Genomic DNA, 16,428 nt, shown 5'->3' on the forward strand with positions numbered 1-16,428 from the left:
GATAGATTATGGAAACTATTAGAAGTCAAATCTGACACGGGCACGAATTCCCCAAGCTGGTGCATCGACGTGATCAAGATAATTCAACCGTTTTACGTAGTCTACACGCAATATTTTGAAAATGTTGGAGAGACCGATACTGGCTTCCATATACGGTTGTGAGCCGAAGGTGTAAGAGCTTTGTACACCATCCGAATTGTGCTGCCAAGTAAATACTTTCGAACCATAATTAGGGTCGTCAGGATTGTTTTCTTTGCGCAGTCCACCGTAGACACCCTTGAAACTAAATACCTCCCGTAATTTAAGCCTTTTGATCAAAGGAATCTTATTCAAAAGAAAACCATTCATGTAGTACTGTACATTTAATGATGCGTTATGGTCACTGACAAACTCAAGGAAGTTCATCAGGTTATACGAATTCAATTGATAGGCATAAGTCTGGTTGGCGCGGTGAATTGTTAAGAAAGGGAATGGAATTTCTTTCCCTGCGATATAATTCCCCTCAGCTGTGACGTCTGCAAATCCAAACTGACTAAAATAGAAGCGCTTAAAGGCGCCAACATTGAAGTTGTGATAATTGTATTCACCTTTAGCCAGGCCTTTGATTCCCGCGGTATAGTTGAATGTAAAGATCGGGTATTGATTGAAAATAGGTGTTCTATAAATCTTTCCTTGATAAAACTCTTCATGAGGGGCATATCTAAAATTAACGGACAATTCTGTTGAATTCAATTCGTTAAATAACCTGCTCTCGTTATTGGCATCAATCATTTGGTAGGTTAAGCTTCCGGCTGGCGTTTGTCTGTTAATATTGAAAGCCGCTCCGACCGCCACGTGATTTAAAAATTCTTTTTTGTACTCTAAACCATAATTTGTCTCATAGATATATCGATCATTATCCCCACGTTTGAAAGACAGTAAAAAGTTGTCTTCCTGAATAAACTCGAGCTTTTGCCCAGGAATCTTGGTGTCTTTTTTATAAGATGCCCTGATGTAGTGCATAGGAAAAGAATAGACAGATTTGTTATTGAACGCATAGGTTCCACTGAAAAAATATTTCCATTTCTGGTCTTTAAATCCGTAAGCAGCATAAGTTTCAGCATAGAAACGCTTGCTCAGCGATTCCGTGGTACGGCCACCGACACGCAAACGGAAACCTTCTACGGGATTAAAACTATAGAACGTATTCACAGGACCGATTTCAACCGGACCAGCCTGTTTGTAACCGGAAAGTACCAGCGCGGCGATGTCCATGAATGTACGGAATGAAGGAATCTTTTGTAAGGTATCAATGTTATGATAGATGTTCAATTCGTTTTGCGCAAGGGCAAGTGGGCGCTGTGTTTCAAATAAAGTCTTCATTGCTTTCTTGTTTTCAACATTATAGGCGATTACCGTTGACGGACCATCATAGATACTGTCGGGTTGTTGTATGCCTACTTTATAATTGTTGTAATCCACTGTCCGGCTGCCGCGGATTCCCATACCTTTCTCCGTTAACGAAAAATCGATACCCAGCGTACTTGTTTTTAGGTAGAAGCGGCTTTTGCTATCTTTCTCAAATTTAAGTTGTATCTGAAGATCACGCACGAAATTTAAGTTGATATCATCAGCAACCGTCATGTTGGCGCCCTGAACGGCATAGTGGCCATCCAATGTGACATAGAGTTGGCCTTTGAACAACATATCTGCTTTGTTGCGTGGAAAAAAGCTTAATTCGACTACCCAGGGTTGTACAGTCTTTATGGTATCCGTAATGAAAAACTTATAAAAAGTGGGTGCTGAATTGGCAATCGGACTCAAAAACTGATTAGTAACCAGGGAGATGTTGTTATCATAAATATCGACTTGTTCATAAAGTTTATTGAAGTAAGCTGTCAAACCATCGTTATCAATAAATTTAGGATCAAATTGTGCGCGCTGATCCCCAAGGATATACTGTTTAGTTTTGCTTGGGTCTTTACGATAATAGACCTTTGAGATCTTTTCCTCGATGAAAGCTGGCAAGACATATTTGTTGGCCGTTTTAGCCGAATCGTCTGTTTCGAAAAGAAATTGATAGTTTTTGAAGATCTTTTTATTGACAAATTTTTCCGAAAGATTACTTAATCCTAAGGACATTTTTTCATACTGGTCGTATTGCGCATATTGCTGACCTGCAAGTCTATTTTTTTCCTTATTCTCAATGACTTTTCGGATCAGTGCAACGGCAGGATTATCTTTGTTGCTATATTTTTTCTTTTTGGCCTTGACAACAACTTCTTCCAGCATATTGTCCTGCTGATCCATTAAAATTTCTTTTGTTTGCGTTGCATCATTCGTTACAAAAGCGTCTTTGCTGTCATAACCGATATAGCTTGCTCTAATTTTTACATAAGATGTCGGAAAGACGAGTTTAAATTCACCATTGGCGTTGGTCGATGTCGTGGTTCCGGCAGAAGCTGGAGCACCTACTACGGCGACGGTGGCGTAAGGTATAGGGCTCTTGGTCTTTGCGTCTCTAACGATACCCGTAACAGTTTTATTTTGGGCAAGGGCCAAAGATACCGTTAGCACGAGTGTTATCGAAAAAAAGAATTTAGTTATGAAGGTCTTTGCGTCTATGTTAGCTCTCATTATATTGCTATAATCTTGAAAATTCAAAATTGTTTTCTTGTTCCAACTTTATTTTTGACTTTATAGGTATTAAAATCAAAAAATCAGTGAACAAAGGAAATAAAAAATTAAGAATAATTAAAATTTTATTGTAATATAATAGCAGTGACCAGTTGCGTACTTTTTTGGTGTAAAATATTGTTTACTAAATGTTTATATCAAATTATTGATTTAGGGTACTAATTTTAATACTAGATTTTGACTTGGCGATGATTTTCCGCTGTCTTATTTATTGACTTTTGTAACGATATAGTCAGTCCTATCAAAAATCTGGTTCAATTTCGAAGGTCATTTCTTGCTTTGAACTGGGATGAATAAAAGTAATAGAAGCAGCGTGTAAATGTAGTCTATTGGCTTTTCTACCATACAGATCGTCGCCAACGATAGGCGTGTTTAATCCCTTTGGGTGCACAGCATGCATGCGAAGTTGGTGGGTTCGGCCTGTCAGCGGATAGAATCTAACTCTTGTCTGGTTATTTTCGACGGCCATTTTTTCCCATTTTGTCTGTGCCGGTTTGCCGTAGGTATAGCAGACCATTTGTCGGGGCCTATCCTCTAAGTCAACGCGCAGGGGTAGATCGATTAAACCCGAATTCGCTTCGATAATGCCATCGAGCAAAGCAATATATGTTTTCTTGATGGTGTGCTGTATAAATTGATCTTGAATGAATTTATGGGACGCTTTGTTTTTGGCAACAATCAGCAGGCCGGATGTGGACATATCCAAGCGGTGGATAATAATCGGACCTGCTTCAGGATAGCGTTGGAGAACGCGATTGTAGACTGAATCCTTAACATATATGCCAGGTACAGACAGAAATTCAGCGGGTTTATTGATAATGATGATATCTTCATCTTCGTAAATTTGAGGAAGTTCTATCGCCAATGTAGTTTCCTGCTGCATGGGATTAGGATCTACGACCAAGCCTTCGAGCATATATCCTAAAATTGGTTCACATTTTTTGCGGCAGGCAGGGTAGTAGTTTTTGTGTCTGCGTATTTCGGAGGCAGGGGAACAGCCCCACCAAAATTCGGCTAAGGCGACCGGTGTCATCTTGTTTTCATAGGCATATTGCAAAAGCTTAGGTGCGGCACATTCTCCGGACCCAGCTGGGGGCGTTGTGTTGTCAAAATCTTGGAACACATCCACTACATTTTTGTATTGTCCTTTTGCATTGCGAAAATTATATTGTTCAAAAAGTTGCTTTTGAAGGTTGCCCGAGCGTATTTTTCGCTCTTCTTTAAGCGACGTAATCGTCGATAGCAATTCTTGCAGGTGATCGCTTTCCTGTTTCATGGCGATATGCATTTCATACTGAAAGCGCTGAAGCTGTTGTTTGTCTTTTAAACTCTGGCGCTGCATATCTTCCATGAGTAATGCATAATCTGCATCCGATAAACTGGACTTTAATAGCGTACGTGTTTCCTTTCGATTCTTCTTTTGCGCCTTCAATTTTAATTTAAGAGCGTCAAGTGACTCCCCCCATTCACTTTTTAACAGGTCGAGGTTACGCTTGGCATTTTCCAGCTCGGCACTTGTTTCGAGGTTTTCAATTTTTCGGTTCAGCGCATTAAGATGTACTTCTTCGTTTAGAAAAAAGCTATTATCTTCGAGCATATCGAAAATTGGCGGTACAAAATGCTGGTTTTTATTGCTTCCCGCCAACTTACCGGAAACAGCGGCGAGATAACCAAGTTCTTCGTCCTGGTTTTTAACCACCAAAACGCCAAACATTTTTCCAATGGGAAGTCCCTCTCCAGTGCTATCCAAGCCAAAATTGTGTGTCCATTCGTTCTGCTTTTCAATGTAATGTTGAAGTTCTTGTGCCGCCATTGCGGCAAGAGGGTGTGGCTCATAACAAAACGGAAAGGTAAATCGTGCCGGAAGTTCGATTGTTGAAATATCCTGTTTGAATGTGTGAAAATAAGTGTTGTTTTCCATTTGGTCTGGGGCGTTTCCTCAAAATAAATATGTCGGCAAAAATACAACATTATGTCTTAAATAATTGCTTGATCGTTTTTTTATGTCAATAGGGGATGCGATAATTTGTTCAAATTTGGCGCCTGTATTTTTTGTTTTTATCGCATTGTTTCGGTAAATTTAATCAAGCAATTAAAACATATTAGTTAACAAAAAAAAATACAGAATGAAAACTTCAATTGGAATTAAAGATGCCGACTTGAAAAAAGTCGCCAAGTTGCTAAATGTGCTTTTGGCAGATGAACATGTTGTCTATATGAAGACACGTAATGCGCATTGGAATGTGGAGGGCGCGGATTTTCATGCTGCTCATCTATTTTTGGAATCGCAATACGATGAACTTGCTGAAGTAATCGATGAGGTTGCAGAGCGTGTGCGTACACTGGGGCATTATGCCGTTGGCACCTTTGACAAATATTTAAAGTTGACCCGTTTAACGGAGTCTACTTCCGAAAAGACAGATAGCCTTTCCTATTATAAGGAACTGTTAGCTGATCATGAAGCAATTGCGATGTCGATTCGTGCTGATCTTGCGGCAGTTGAACAGACCGCAGACAATGGTACGGAGGACTTTTTGGTTGGTTTGCTGGAAAAGCATGAAAAAATGGCTTGGATGCTGCGTGCACATTTTGTGAAATAGGCTGTAGTCACTTTACTACAATTCGTATAAAAAATCCTGCTTACAAGAAATTGGCGGGATTTTTTTTGTGTTTTGTTGTCGACACAGGATTAATTTTCTATCTTAAAGAGGAATTAAGCCTTCAGAAACTTTTTAATATATTACAACTATGCTTGAAGACGACAACCTAAATCAAACCACACTAAATGAGGAGGAAAATGATGGTACTTTGGAGAGTATGCATCATGTGAATAATCCAGTATTGGATCTACCTAAAATTGAGAAAAAATACCTAGAAACCATAGTTGACCATAGTCAGAATGATAAATCTTATTATTTTTCCGACAGCAAAGCGAAGGTAGAAATTAAGATTGTAACCGACGAGATCGTACGGGTACGGCTCGCGCCTGAAGGAACTTTTTTGGAAGACTTCTCTTACGCGTTAGCCAAAAAAGATCACCGTGTAAGCATACACCAATGTAAGGAAGAGACAGACCATTATTTAGTCCACACGAACACCATTTCCTGTAAGATCAATAAAAGCGACTTTTTAATTTCTTTTTCGGATCGTTCCGGTAAGCTGTTTAACGCCGATCTGGCACCAATGCATTGGGAGGAAAACCCAGATTTTGGAGGCTACTATGTATATAGTACCAAAGTGGCCTTTGCAAATGAAGCTTTTTATGGTCTAGGTGATAAGGCCACCAAATTGAATCTGAGAGGTAAAAGACTTAAAAACTGGAATTCAGATACTTATGCTTTTGCTTACGATCAGGACCCACTTTATAAAACTATTCCGTTTTATATTGGTTTAAAAGATGGGGAAGCTTACGGAATATTTTTTGACAATACGTTTAAAACATATTTTGATTTTGCTGCCGAAGACCCGGGGAAAACGAGCTTTTGGTCGGAAGGTGGAGAGCTGCAGTACTATTATATTCATGGTCCGCGTATCATTGATGTTATCCGTCGTTACCATACATTGACTGGCACACATTATCTGCCACCATTATGGGCAATCGGCTATCATCAGTGTCGCTGGAGTTATTATCCAGAAGCCAATGTGCGTAAGGTCGCTAAAGAATTTAGAAAGCGGCAGATTCCATGTGACGCCATTTATCTTGATATCGACTATATGGAAGGGTATCGCTGTTTTACATGGAATAAGCAGTATTTTTCAAATCCAAAAAGTATGATTAGTGATTTGGCAAATGATGGCTTTAAAACCGTAGTGATGATCGATCCAGGAATTAAGGTCGATGAGAACTATTGGGTGTTCAGAGAAGGGAAGGAGAACCGGTATTTCTGTCGCCGAGGAGATGATTATTTTATGGAAGGATTTGTTTGGCCAGGACGCTGTCAATTTCCTGATTTTACCAATCCGGAGGTTCGGCAATGGTGGGGTACATTGTATCAGGGCCTTGTGGAAGATGGTGTTGCAGGTTTCTGGAACGATATGAATGAACCGGCTGTATTTGGTCGGGGAACATTTCCAGATGACGTACGCCATCAATACGACGGCCATCGGGGGTCGCATCGTAAAGCACATAATATTTATGGTATGCAGATGGTGCGCGCAACGTATGATGGTTTAAAGAAATTGTATAAAAACAAGCGCCCATTTACCATTACCCGAGCGGCTTATGCCGGTACACAGCGTTATTCTTCGGTTTGGACAGGTGATAATCTGGCTAGTTGGGAACACCTCAAATTAGGAACCTTACAGTTGCAGCGATTGTCAACTTCCGGAATGTCCTTTTGTGGGACGGATATTGGTGGATTCACAGGCGAACCAGACGGAGAATTGTTTACTCGATGGATGCAATTTGGTGTTTTCTCGCCGTTTATGCGTGTGCATTCCGCTGGCGATACGCGGGATCGCGAGCCGTGGAGTTTTGGGGAGGACTGGGAGCAGATTAACCGGAAATTTATTGAACTCCGTTACCAGCTGTTGCCGTATATCTATACGTGCTTTTGGGAGCAGACAAAATATGGTTATCCAATACTGCGTCCAATTTCTATGGTTGAGCAACATATACCAACAAACTGGCAGCGTGAAGAAGAATTCTGTTTTGGAGATAAAATATTGGTATCCCCGGTCTTGCAGCCGGGACAAAAGAGTAAAATTGTCTATTTGCCGGAAGGTTGTTGGTACTATTATTTCAACAACGAAATCTATGCCGGAGGTAAAGAACATACAGTCGCTACGCCGATCGACGAAATGCCGATCTTCATTCGTGGGGGATCTGTGATTCCGGAATATCCAGTGATGCAATATACTGGTGAAAAGAAAATTGAAGAGCTGCAGCTCAATGTTTACTTCGCTGATGGTGTGACGCGTTCGTATGTGTATTCAGACCACGGCGACACTTTTGCTTATGAGCAGGATATTTATCTCGAAAAATGCTTTACGGTATCCGGACTCAACGATTCTTTATCGATCAAGCAAACCAGAGATGGTTTGTTTACCGAACGGTACGAAGAATATAAATTACAGTTAATTGGCTTGCCATTCCGTATTAAGAAAGTTAAGACGGATGGAATAGACACAAAAGTACAACAAGATGAAAAGGGGCGATATTGGATTAATGTCGCACGTGAATTTGATAATATATTGATAGAAGGTTAAACATGGCCAATGAAGTAATTCCGCATAGTCTATTTTCTGAATTTGATGTCGCCTTATTCCAGTCGGGTAAGCACTTTAAATTATACGAAAAGTTCGGTTCACATGAACTGGAAGTCAACGGTGAGAAAGGCGTTTATTTTGCGGTTTGGGCTCCAAATGCAAAATCTGTTGCTGTCTCCGGCGACTTTAATTCTTGGAATAAAGAGCGTGATGCGCTTTATGTGCGCTGGGACGGCAGCGGAATCTGGGAGGGATTTATTCCTGGCCTAGCTAATGGTGAGGCATACAAGTATGTTATTCAGACCTATTCGGGCGAACAGCTTGAAAAAGGCGATCCATTTGCATTTAAATGGGAAGTTGCACCCAGGACTGCGTCGCTGGTACATTCGACTTGGTACGCGTGGCAAGACAAGCAATGGATGCAGGAGCGCGTCATTAAAAACAGATTGGATCAACCGTGGTCTGTCTACGAAGTACATTTAGGATCTTGGGTGCGCGATCCGGAAAGTCCTGAGACTTTGCTGAATTACCGGGAAATAGCCGTGCAGCTTGTTTCTTATGTCAAGGAGATGAATTTTACGCACGTGGAATTTATGCCATTGATGGAACATCCCTATTATCCTTCTTGGGGATATCAGATCACAGGATATTTCGCGGCAAGCTCGCGGTATGGCTCGGCACAGGACTTGATGTATTTGATTGAAGAGCTTCATGCAGCAGGTATAGGGGTGTTGTTGGATTGGGTGCCTTCTCATTTTCCGGGTGATGCTCACGGTCTTTATCGATTTGATGGCAGCAGTCTATATGAACACGAAGATCCAAGGAAAGGCTTTCATCCTGACTGGCAATCCTATATCTTCAATTATGGCCGCAATGAGGTAAGGTCTTTTTTGATCAGTAACGCATTTTACTGGCTGGATCGTTTTCATATTGATGGCCTTCGGGTAGATGCTGTTGCGTCTATGTTGTATCTGGATTATAGCCGAAATGCGGGAGAATGGATTCCCAATGAATATGGTGGCAATGAAAATTTAGAAGCGGTACAGTTTTTAAAAGAGCTAAACGAGGCGGTATATAGTCATTTTCCACATGTGCAGACAATCGCTGAGGAATCTACTTCTTGGCCTGGGGTGAGCAGGCCCACTTATGCGGATGGCCTAGGTTTTGGTATGAAGTGGATGATGGGGTGGATGCACGACACGTTGGATTATTTTAAGGAGGATCCGATTAATCGTCAATATCATCATGATCGCCTGACTTTCGCAACTGTCTATGCTTTTCACGAAAATTTTATGCTTCCGTTGTCGCATGATGAGGTGGTGTATGGAAAGCATTCGCTGATTTATAAAATGCCCGGGGATGAATGGCAGAAATTTGCCAATCTCCGCACATTGTATCTCTTCATGTATACTTTTTCAGGAACAAAATTATTGTTTATGGGGGGCGAATTTGGACAGACGGCAGAGTGGAACGTTAATAAATCGCTGGATTGGCATCTTTTGGACTATGCTCCGCATCAGGGTATGAAACAATTTGTAGCAGAGCTGAACTCCTTATATAAGGTGCAACCGAGCCTTTATCAAAAAGCTTTTGAAGCATCAGGCTTCGATTGGATAGATGCAGGCGACCGTGAAAATTCAGTCGTGGTCTATTGGCGCAAGGGATTTGATGCGTGGGATGATACAGTCGTTGTGCTGAACCTAACACCCGTTGTTCGCGAGCATTTTCGCATAGGTCTGCCTTATGCTGGAGAATGGGAAGTGGTTTTCAATTCTGACGACTTGACCTATTTCGGCTCAGGAATTCATCAGCCAAATATTCATACTGAACACCTGCACTGGATGAATCAGATACAGTCTGCTCAAGTTCATTTGCCGCCATTAGGTGGTTATGTTCTTCAAAGGAAGAAAGAACTAAAGGGTGTCAATTCGGCGGAAGAAAAGGCTGTTAGCGCTGTTTAGCACAGCGCGCAAAAAATTATGTAATGGAATAAGTGTAGATTTAGATGGGAACTTGGTATTGATTTTCAGGTTCGTTATAATGCGTTGTTACAACTAATAGGAAGGCAGCTTTTTGCCTTTAACACAGATAAAATATGGACTTATTCTAATGAAAGTTTTTCACTTAAGTGTAGAATGTTATCCCGTAGCCAAAGTTGGCGGGCTTGCGGATGTCGTAGGGGCACTGCCCAAGTATCAGGCCAAGCTTGGTTGGGAAGCAGCAGTCGTTATGCCTTGGTATGACCGCCCGTTTGTTCGGGATCACGCTTTTACGGTTGTTCACGAGGGGTCTTTTTATCAAGGATCCGAATTGTTGAACTATGCTGTTTACAAGCAGGCGGAGGATATACTGGGTTTTGAACTCTATTTAATCAAGATTCCAGGCAAACTCGATCGTCCGGAAGTGTATTGCTATGCGGATGAGGGTGAGCAATTTATGGCGTTTCAGCATGCGGTATTAAGCTGGTTTAAGGCAAAAGCTATACGGCCTGATATCGTGCATTGTCACGATCATCATGTCGGCTTAATACCTTTTTTGATGAAATATAGCCATGACTACATTCATCTCGCCGATGTAAAAACTGTGGCTACTGTACATAATGGGCAATACCAAGGTTGGACTACGTGGAACAAGGCAGTTTTATTACCTGCTTACGATAGCTGGAAATGGGGGCTGTTGGATTGGGATGGTTTAATTAACCCACTTGCCGCCCTGATCAAATGTTGCGATGCGTATACGACAGTATCTGAAGGGTATCTGGAAGAGCTTTATGTAGAAGCAAATGGTTTGCAGCAGCTTTTTTATGATGAGCGGGATAAATCGGTCGGAATTGTCAATGGTATCGACTGGGAGATATGGGATCCTGCGACTGACTATACGCTAATCGCGAATTATGATGCCAAGCAAGCTTTTGCGGGTAAATTGAAAAATAAAGAGGCCTTGGCAACGCAATATAAAATCGATCCAAAGTTGCCATTGCTCGTTTTTATTGGTCGCTTTGCCACTGAAAAGGGTGCTGATTTACTACCGGATATAATTTTGGAATTAACAGCCAAATATCAAGGTAGATTAGGTATATTTATACTAGGTGCCGGAGATCCTGCGATCCAGTCGCGTGTGAAATTGCTCGTTGATGCTGACGTAGAAAATTTGGACGTGTTCTTTGGTTATGATGAAAACCTGGCACATTGGCTGTACGCGAGTGCGGACTTTCTTTTAATGCCTTCCCGGGTGGAACCTTGCGGGCTTAACCAGCTCTATGCTATGAAATATGGCACATTGCCGGTTGTGCATCGCGTGGGCGGACTAAGAGATACTGTAATTGATCTTGATAACGACGGTTATGGTGTTGGTTTTGACGGTCTGACAATACCTGTAATTACGGAAGCTATTATTCGTGCTACCACTTTTTACGCAAGTAAAAAGCAGTTTGAAGAGAATCAACGTAAAATGATGCGCTTGGATTTTTCTTGGGATAAATCTGCTGCAAAATATATAAGTCTATATAACCAAATAATGTAATTTGATATGTCACGTCACAATGTAGTAGCTATCGTCTTGGGCGGGGGAAGGGGCTCACGTCTGTATCCATTGACCGATCAGCGGTCTAAACCAGCAGTTCCCATTGCAGGGAAATATCGTTTGGTGGACATTCCTATCTCGAATTGTCTTAATTCGGGTTTCAATAAGATTTTTGTATTGACTCAGTTCAATTCTTCATCGCTCAACTCTCATATTAAAAACACCTATAACTTTAGTATTTTTAGTAAGGGGTTTGTCGATATTTTGGCTGCAGAGCAGACCAACGATGGTGACAAATGGTTTGAAGGGACAGCCGATGCGGTACGTCGCTCGTTCCGCAAGTTGGCGAGCATTGATTATGATTATATATTGATCTTATCCGGCGATCAGTTGTACCAAATGGATTTTGATGCCTTGGTAGACTTCCACGTCGAAAATGAGGGTGATCTGACGATTGCGACCATTCCTGTAAATGGAAAAGACGCGACGGGCTTTGGGATTCTGAAATCGGATGAAAAAAATCACATTACTTCTTTTATCGAAAAACCGAAGACGGAGCAATTGGTGGATTGGAATTCCGAAGTGAGCGATCATTTAAAGCGTGAAGGGAGAGAATACCTGGCGTCCATGGGGATCTATGTTTTTTCTAAGAGCGTGCTCAAGCGTATGCTCGAGGAAAATGAAGGGATGGATTTTGGTAAAGAAATTATTCCGGATGCGATCGAAACCCATAGGGTGCTGAGTTACCAATTTGAGGGCTATTGGACTGATATTGGAACAATAGGGTCTTTCTATGAAGCGAATATTGGTCTGACCGATAATATCCCAGCCTTTAACCTATTTGACAAAAATACGGTTTTCACGCGTCCGCGGATGTTACCACCATCAAAAATCTCCGGAACAACATTAATCAATTCGGTTATTTCCGATGGATGTATTATTCAGGCCGATAAGATCGACCGCTCGGTGGTTGGCGTTCGTTCGCGTATCGGGACAGGATCTGTGGTGCGAGGCACTTATATGATGGGATCCGATTATTATGAGGATCTTGTTGATATGGAGGAGGCCAAGCGGAAAAATGTTCCCGTAGTAGGTGTCGGTGAGCGGTGTTATATCGAAAATGCGATTCTGGATAAGAACTGCCGTATTGGCAATGATGTGCGTATTAACGGCGGCCCGCATCTTTTAAATGCTAACCACGCAACTTATACCATTTGTGATGGGATCGTGGTCGTCAAGAAGAATGCGGTTATTCCAAATGGTACGACGATAGGATTGACGTCCATCTAAATTTTATTGTACAAGGGAGATAATTTAGTTGTATCATTTTATGTTATACTTATACACGTCTCTTAAAAGCAATCACCCGGACACAATTTACCTCTAGTGGAAAATAATGTGACATGGTACTGTCTTTGCTGTTAAGGAACATATAATATCATAAAATAGTATGCGATTTAGACAGATTATCTCCCTTTTTTTTGTGTTGTTTACCCTGGTCAACTGCGATACGTCTTTGATGGTGCAGGGGACTGGCGTATTGCGCGATGCAGCGCGTAAATTTGAGCTTCGGAATGGCAATAGGACGGTGATTTATATTCCGATGCGGCATTTGGGCACACGGGTATACTATGATCAGATCCAAAACACCGTCGATTCTCTTCAAAAATCAGGATATGTCGTTTTTTACGAAAGTATAGCCTATCAGGTAGATAGCGCTGCGCAACGTGATCTTTATGACCGCAAGTTCAGAAAGCTGACGGGCAATCGGCTCGCATTGCAGCAATGCATTGAAACACCTGGAGATACTTCAAGAGTACTCCGGGCGCCCATGTACCGTAAGCTGGGGCAGCGAATTATTAGTCAGCCCGATTATTTGTTTTTCCGGGTAGATTATGAGACAGCCGTGAATGCCGATATTCCCAAAAATAAATTGCTTGACGAGTTTGAATACCTGTATGGTACCATCAATCTGGATGCATGTGATTTTAAAACGCCATTGAATGAGCCTTATTCCTGTAAGCCCATGAAGACAGCGTTAAAAAATAAATTTGATAAAGAATTTATCATGAAAAAAAGGGAAGAGAATCTTGCGTCTTTAGTGGCTGATGCTCCGCAGCAAAAGATTTTAATCTTATTTGGAACCTCACATTTTAAAGGCTTTTTGCGTAATTTGCAAGCTCGGGATCCCAAATGGATACAGATCAAATAGTATGTTAGAAAAACTGTTCATTGTACTGCTTATACCGGTAACGATTTATGTCGTATATTATCTGCTAAATCGTACGGCCAAAAATAGCAAAGCCATCAAACGTGTATTGAGTGACGAAGGTAAGGAAATTCTCGAAAGAGAAGTCGCCTACTACCGCAAATTGTCCACTGCTGACCGAGCGGAATTTGAAGCGCGCTGTTTAAATTTTTTGGATACCGTCAAAGTGGAAGGTGTGGGGGTAGAGATTGAACTGAAAGATTATATGATGATTGCTGCAAGTGCGATTATACCTATATTTTCCTTTAAAAAATGGACTTATCCCAACCTAACGAATATTATGGTTTACCCTTCACAGTTCAATACGGCTTATGAATTTGAAGGGCATGCCGATCGCCATATTATGGGTATGGTCGGGGAAGGCGCCATGAACGGACAGATGATTTTGTCCAAGTCTGCTTTGGAGTATGGATTTAGAAATCCAAATGATGGACAGAATACCGCCATTCACGAATTTGTTCATCTCCTCGATAAAACCGATGGTACAGTGGATGGTATTCCAACACAATTAATGGATAAAGCTTCGGTACTCCCTTTTATGAACTTAATACGAACAGAAATTGAAAATATAAAAGCCAATAAATCGGATATTGATGTGTATGGAATGACAAATCCGGCAGAGTTTTTTGCTGTTGCATCGGAATATTTCTTTGAAAATCCAGAAAAATTTAAACAGCATCATCCGGAGCTTTATGCGGCGCTTTCGGAAATTTTTGAACAAACCTAATAATTGATAATTGAAATTTTAGGTGTAAGAAAGGACTATTCGATGAATTGTTCATTATTTTGGGAGCTTCGCTAAAGTTTTGTTAACTCTCTTTATTAACTATAACTGTTATGCCTAAAACTACACTTTACTCTACGATTACCCTAGTTTGCATCCTCCTCTGTAGTAATCATCAGGGGCTGGCCCAGCAGCGTTTCACTCCAGCGCCACCCTTTACGGAAATGGCCGACCCAACAAAAGATACATTATCCGATTGGTCAAATGTTGAAGAGGGATTACACGCTTCCTTTGTATCTATTGATAAACGTTATCCCAAATCCCTAAATCCCAATTTGACTGCCCAACGCGCAGCAACGGTATACGCCTGGAAAGGCGAGCAGGTGTCAGCTCAGTTTATTCTATGGACTTCAGCTGCTGCACCTCATGTAACTGTTTCTGCAGATGATTTAAAGTCCACCACTAGTAAATCGATTCCTGGCGATGTGGTACAGACGCGCTTTGTGCGGTATGTCATGACAGACGAATTTGCGAGTGGATGTGGGTACCGTAAACCAGCGGATTTTAAGGCTTCGCTTTCTGCAGATATGTTGGATAACCTCAAAAGTTACGATCTCGAAGCAAAAAAAGTTCGTCCTGTCTGGGTTACTGTCAAAGTGCCCAATGATGTAACGGGGGGAAATTATCATACAACACTCTCGATTCATCAAAATGGTATCGTGAAAGAGCAGCTGCAGCTGACAGTTATCGTTCAAAACCATGTGCTGCCTCCCGCGTCTCAGTGGAGTTACCATCTGGATCAGTGGCAACATCCTTCGGCAGTTGCTCGCGTGAACAAGGTGAAGATGTGGAGCGATGCACATTTTGAGACTTTGAAACCGACGATGATGCAGTTGGCGGCAGCAGGGCAGAAGGTCATTACAGCTACGCTCAACAAAGATCCCTGGAATGTACAAACCTATGATCCCTACGCCGATATGATCATCTGGAAAAAGGGTAAGGATGGATCTTGGTCTTACGACTATTCGGTATTCGACCGTTGGGTCACCTTTATGATGGGGCTGGGGATCAGTAAGGAGATCAACTGTTACTCTTTATTGCCATGGAATAATGAGGTTCATTATTTTGACGAAGGAAAAAACCAATTGGTCAATGTTACAGCAAAGCCAGGAACAGCGATATTCGAAGCATTATGGTCGTCTTTCTTAAAAGATTTCAGTAAACATCTGCGTGTGAGAGGCTGGTTGAAGATAACCAATATTGCCATGGATGAACGGAGCCGTGAGGAAATGGATGCTGCCGTCGCCTTGTTGGAGAAGGTCACTCCTGAATTTAACATCGCGTTTGCAGATAACCACAAAAGTTACCAGCGTTATCCCAAAAGTATCGATATCAGCGTTGCTGCTGGCGATCCTTTTGATCAGCAAGATCTCATTGCCAGAAGAAAGAAGGGATATGTAACGACATTCTATGTGTGTTGTTCTGACGAATTTCCAAATCAATTTACGTTCTCCGACCCCGCAGAATCTACTTATATGGCTTGGTATGCCCTAGCAGCTGGCTTCGATGGCGCGTTGCGCTGGGCTTTTAATTCATGGGTGCTAGATCCTCTGCGTGATTCTAGGTTTCGCACGTGGCCAGCAGGAGATACCTATATTGTCTATCCACAGGGAAGAAGTTCGATCCGCTATGAGCGCATGCTAGAGGGAATACAAGACTACACAAAAGTGAACATGTTAATCAAAATGTTGGAGGAATCAAATGATCAACTTAATTTAACGAAACTGAATGCGAAAATTGCAAAACTCAATACAGCGAAACGCTATGCAGACTGGAATAAAGACCTCAATGACGCAAAGAATTTTGTGAATGAACTGTCCCAAGAAATCAGACCGAGCGGCAAATAGCCAATATGGGTTGTGCCCGAGGAAATTGGCAAACCATTACCCCTATAATATTGTTGTTAACATGTAGCGGTTGGCTAAACAGCACAAATCGCTTGATTACATTCTAAAATTATATTATGCGT

10 protein-coding genes are annotated in these 16,428 nt (G+C 41.6%); 8 read left to right on the forward strand and 2 right to left on the reverse strand.

Going from position 1 to position 16,428, the window contains the following annotated elements; genetic code table 11:
- Positions 1 to 18: 18 nt before the first annotated feature.
- Positions 19 to 2,616 (reverse strand): DUF5686 family protein, encoded by a 2,598-nt coding sequence (locus J2X77_RS00490; RefSeq protein WP_209575627.1) that lies wholly within the window; start codon positions 2,614 to 2,616, stop codon positions 19 to 21.
- A gap of 301 nt (positions 2,617 to 2,917) precedes the next feature.
- Positions 2,918 to 4,597: an RluA family pseudouridine synthase gene (locus J2X77_RS00495; RefSeq protein WP_209575625.1), complete on the reverse strand. Its 1,680-nt coding sequence runs from the start codon at positions 4,595 to 4,597 to the stop codon at positions 2,918 to 2,920.
- A gap of 205 nt (positions 4,598 to 4,802) precedes the next feature.
- Between J2X77_RS00495 and J2X77_RS00500 the strand changes: the two genes are divergently transcribed.
- The 8 genes from J2X77_RS00500 (at position 4,803) to J2X77_RS00535 (ending at position 16,306) form a co-directional block, all read left to right on the forward strand.
- Positions 4,803 to 5,276, forward strand: a complete 474-nt coding sequence (locus tag J2X77_RS00500) for a Dps family protein (RefSeq protein WP_209575624.1) — start codon at positions 4,803 to 4,805, stop codon at positions 5,274 to 5,276.
- Positions 5,277 to 5,424: 148 nt separating this feature from the next.
- Entirely contained in the window at positions 5,425 to 7,884 is a 2,460-nt protein-coding gene (locus J2X77_RS00505; RefSeq protein ID WP_209575622.1) for a glycoside hydrolase family 31 protein, read from the forward strand.
- A 2-nt stretch (positions 7,885 to 7,886) separates the two neighbouring features.
- On the forward strand, positions 7,887 to 9,845 hold the full coding sequence (glgB, locus tag J2X77_RS00510) for a 1,4-alpha-glucan branching protein GlgB (RefSeq protein WP_209575620.1): 1,959 nt from the start codon (positions 7,887 to 7,889) through the stop codon (positions 9,843 to 9,845).
- A 148-nt stretch (positions 9,846 to 9,993) separates the two neighbouring features.
- Complete coding sequence (locus J2X77_RS00515) at positions 9,994 to 11,406, forward strand: glycogen synthase (RefSeq protein ID WP_209575618.1); 1,413 nt, start codon at positions 9,994 to 9,996, stop codon at positions 11,404 to 11,406.
- Between the two features lie 6 nt (positions 11,407 to 11,412).
- Entirely contained in the window at positions 11,413 to 12,696 is a 1,284-nt protein-coding gene (locus J2X77_RS00520; RefSeq protein WP_209575616.1) for a glucose-1-phosphate adenylyltransferase, read from the forward strand.
- Between the two features lie 160 nt (positions 12,697 to 12,856).
- The gene (locus J2X77_RS00525; RefSeq protein WP_209575614.1) at positions 12,857 to 13,618 is read left to right on the forward strand and encodes a hypothetical protein; all 762 of its coding nucleotides are present in this window, start codon (positions 12,857 to 12,859) and stop codon (positions 13,616 to 13,618) included.
- A 1-nt stretch (position 13,619) separates the two neighbouring features.
- A complete protein-coding gene (locus J2X77_RS00530; protein ID WP_209575612.1) occupies positions 13,620 to 14,402 on the forward strand; it encodes a zinc-dependent peptidase in 783 nt (260 codons plus the stop codon).
- 110 nt (positions 14,403 to 14,512) lie between these two features.
- Positions 14,513 to 16,306: a DUF4091 domain-containing protein gene (locus tag J2X77_RS00535; RefSeq protein WP_209575611.1), complete on the forward strand. Its 1,794-nt coding sequence runs from the start codon at positions 14,513 to 14,515 to the stop codon at positions 16,304 to 16,306.
- Positions 16,307 to 16,428 lie beyond the last annotated feature (122 nt).

Source organism: Sphingobacterium sp. 2149 (assembly GCF_031455655.1).
Taxonomy (GTDB): domain Bacteria; phylum Bacteroidota; class Bacteroidia; order Sphingobacteriales; family Sphingobacteriaceae; genus Sphingobacterium.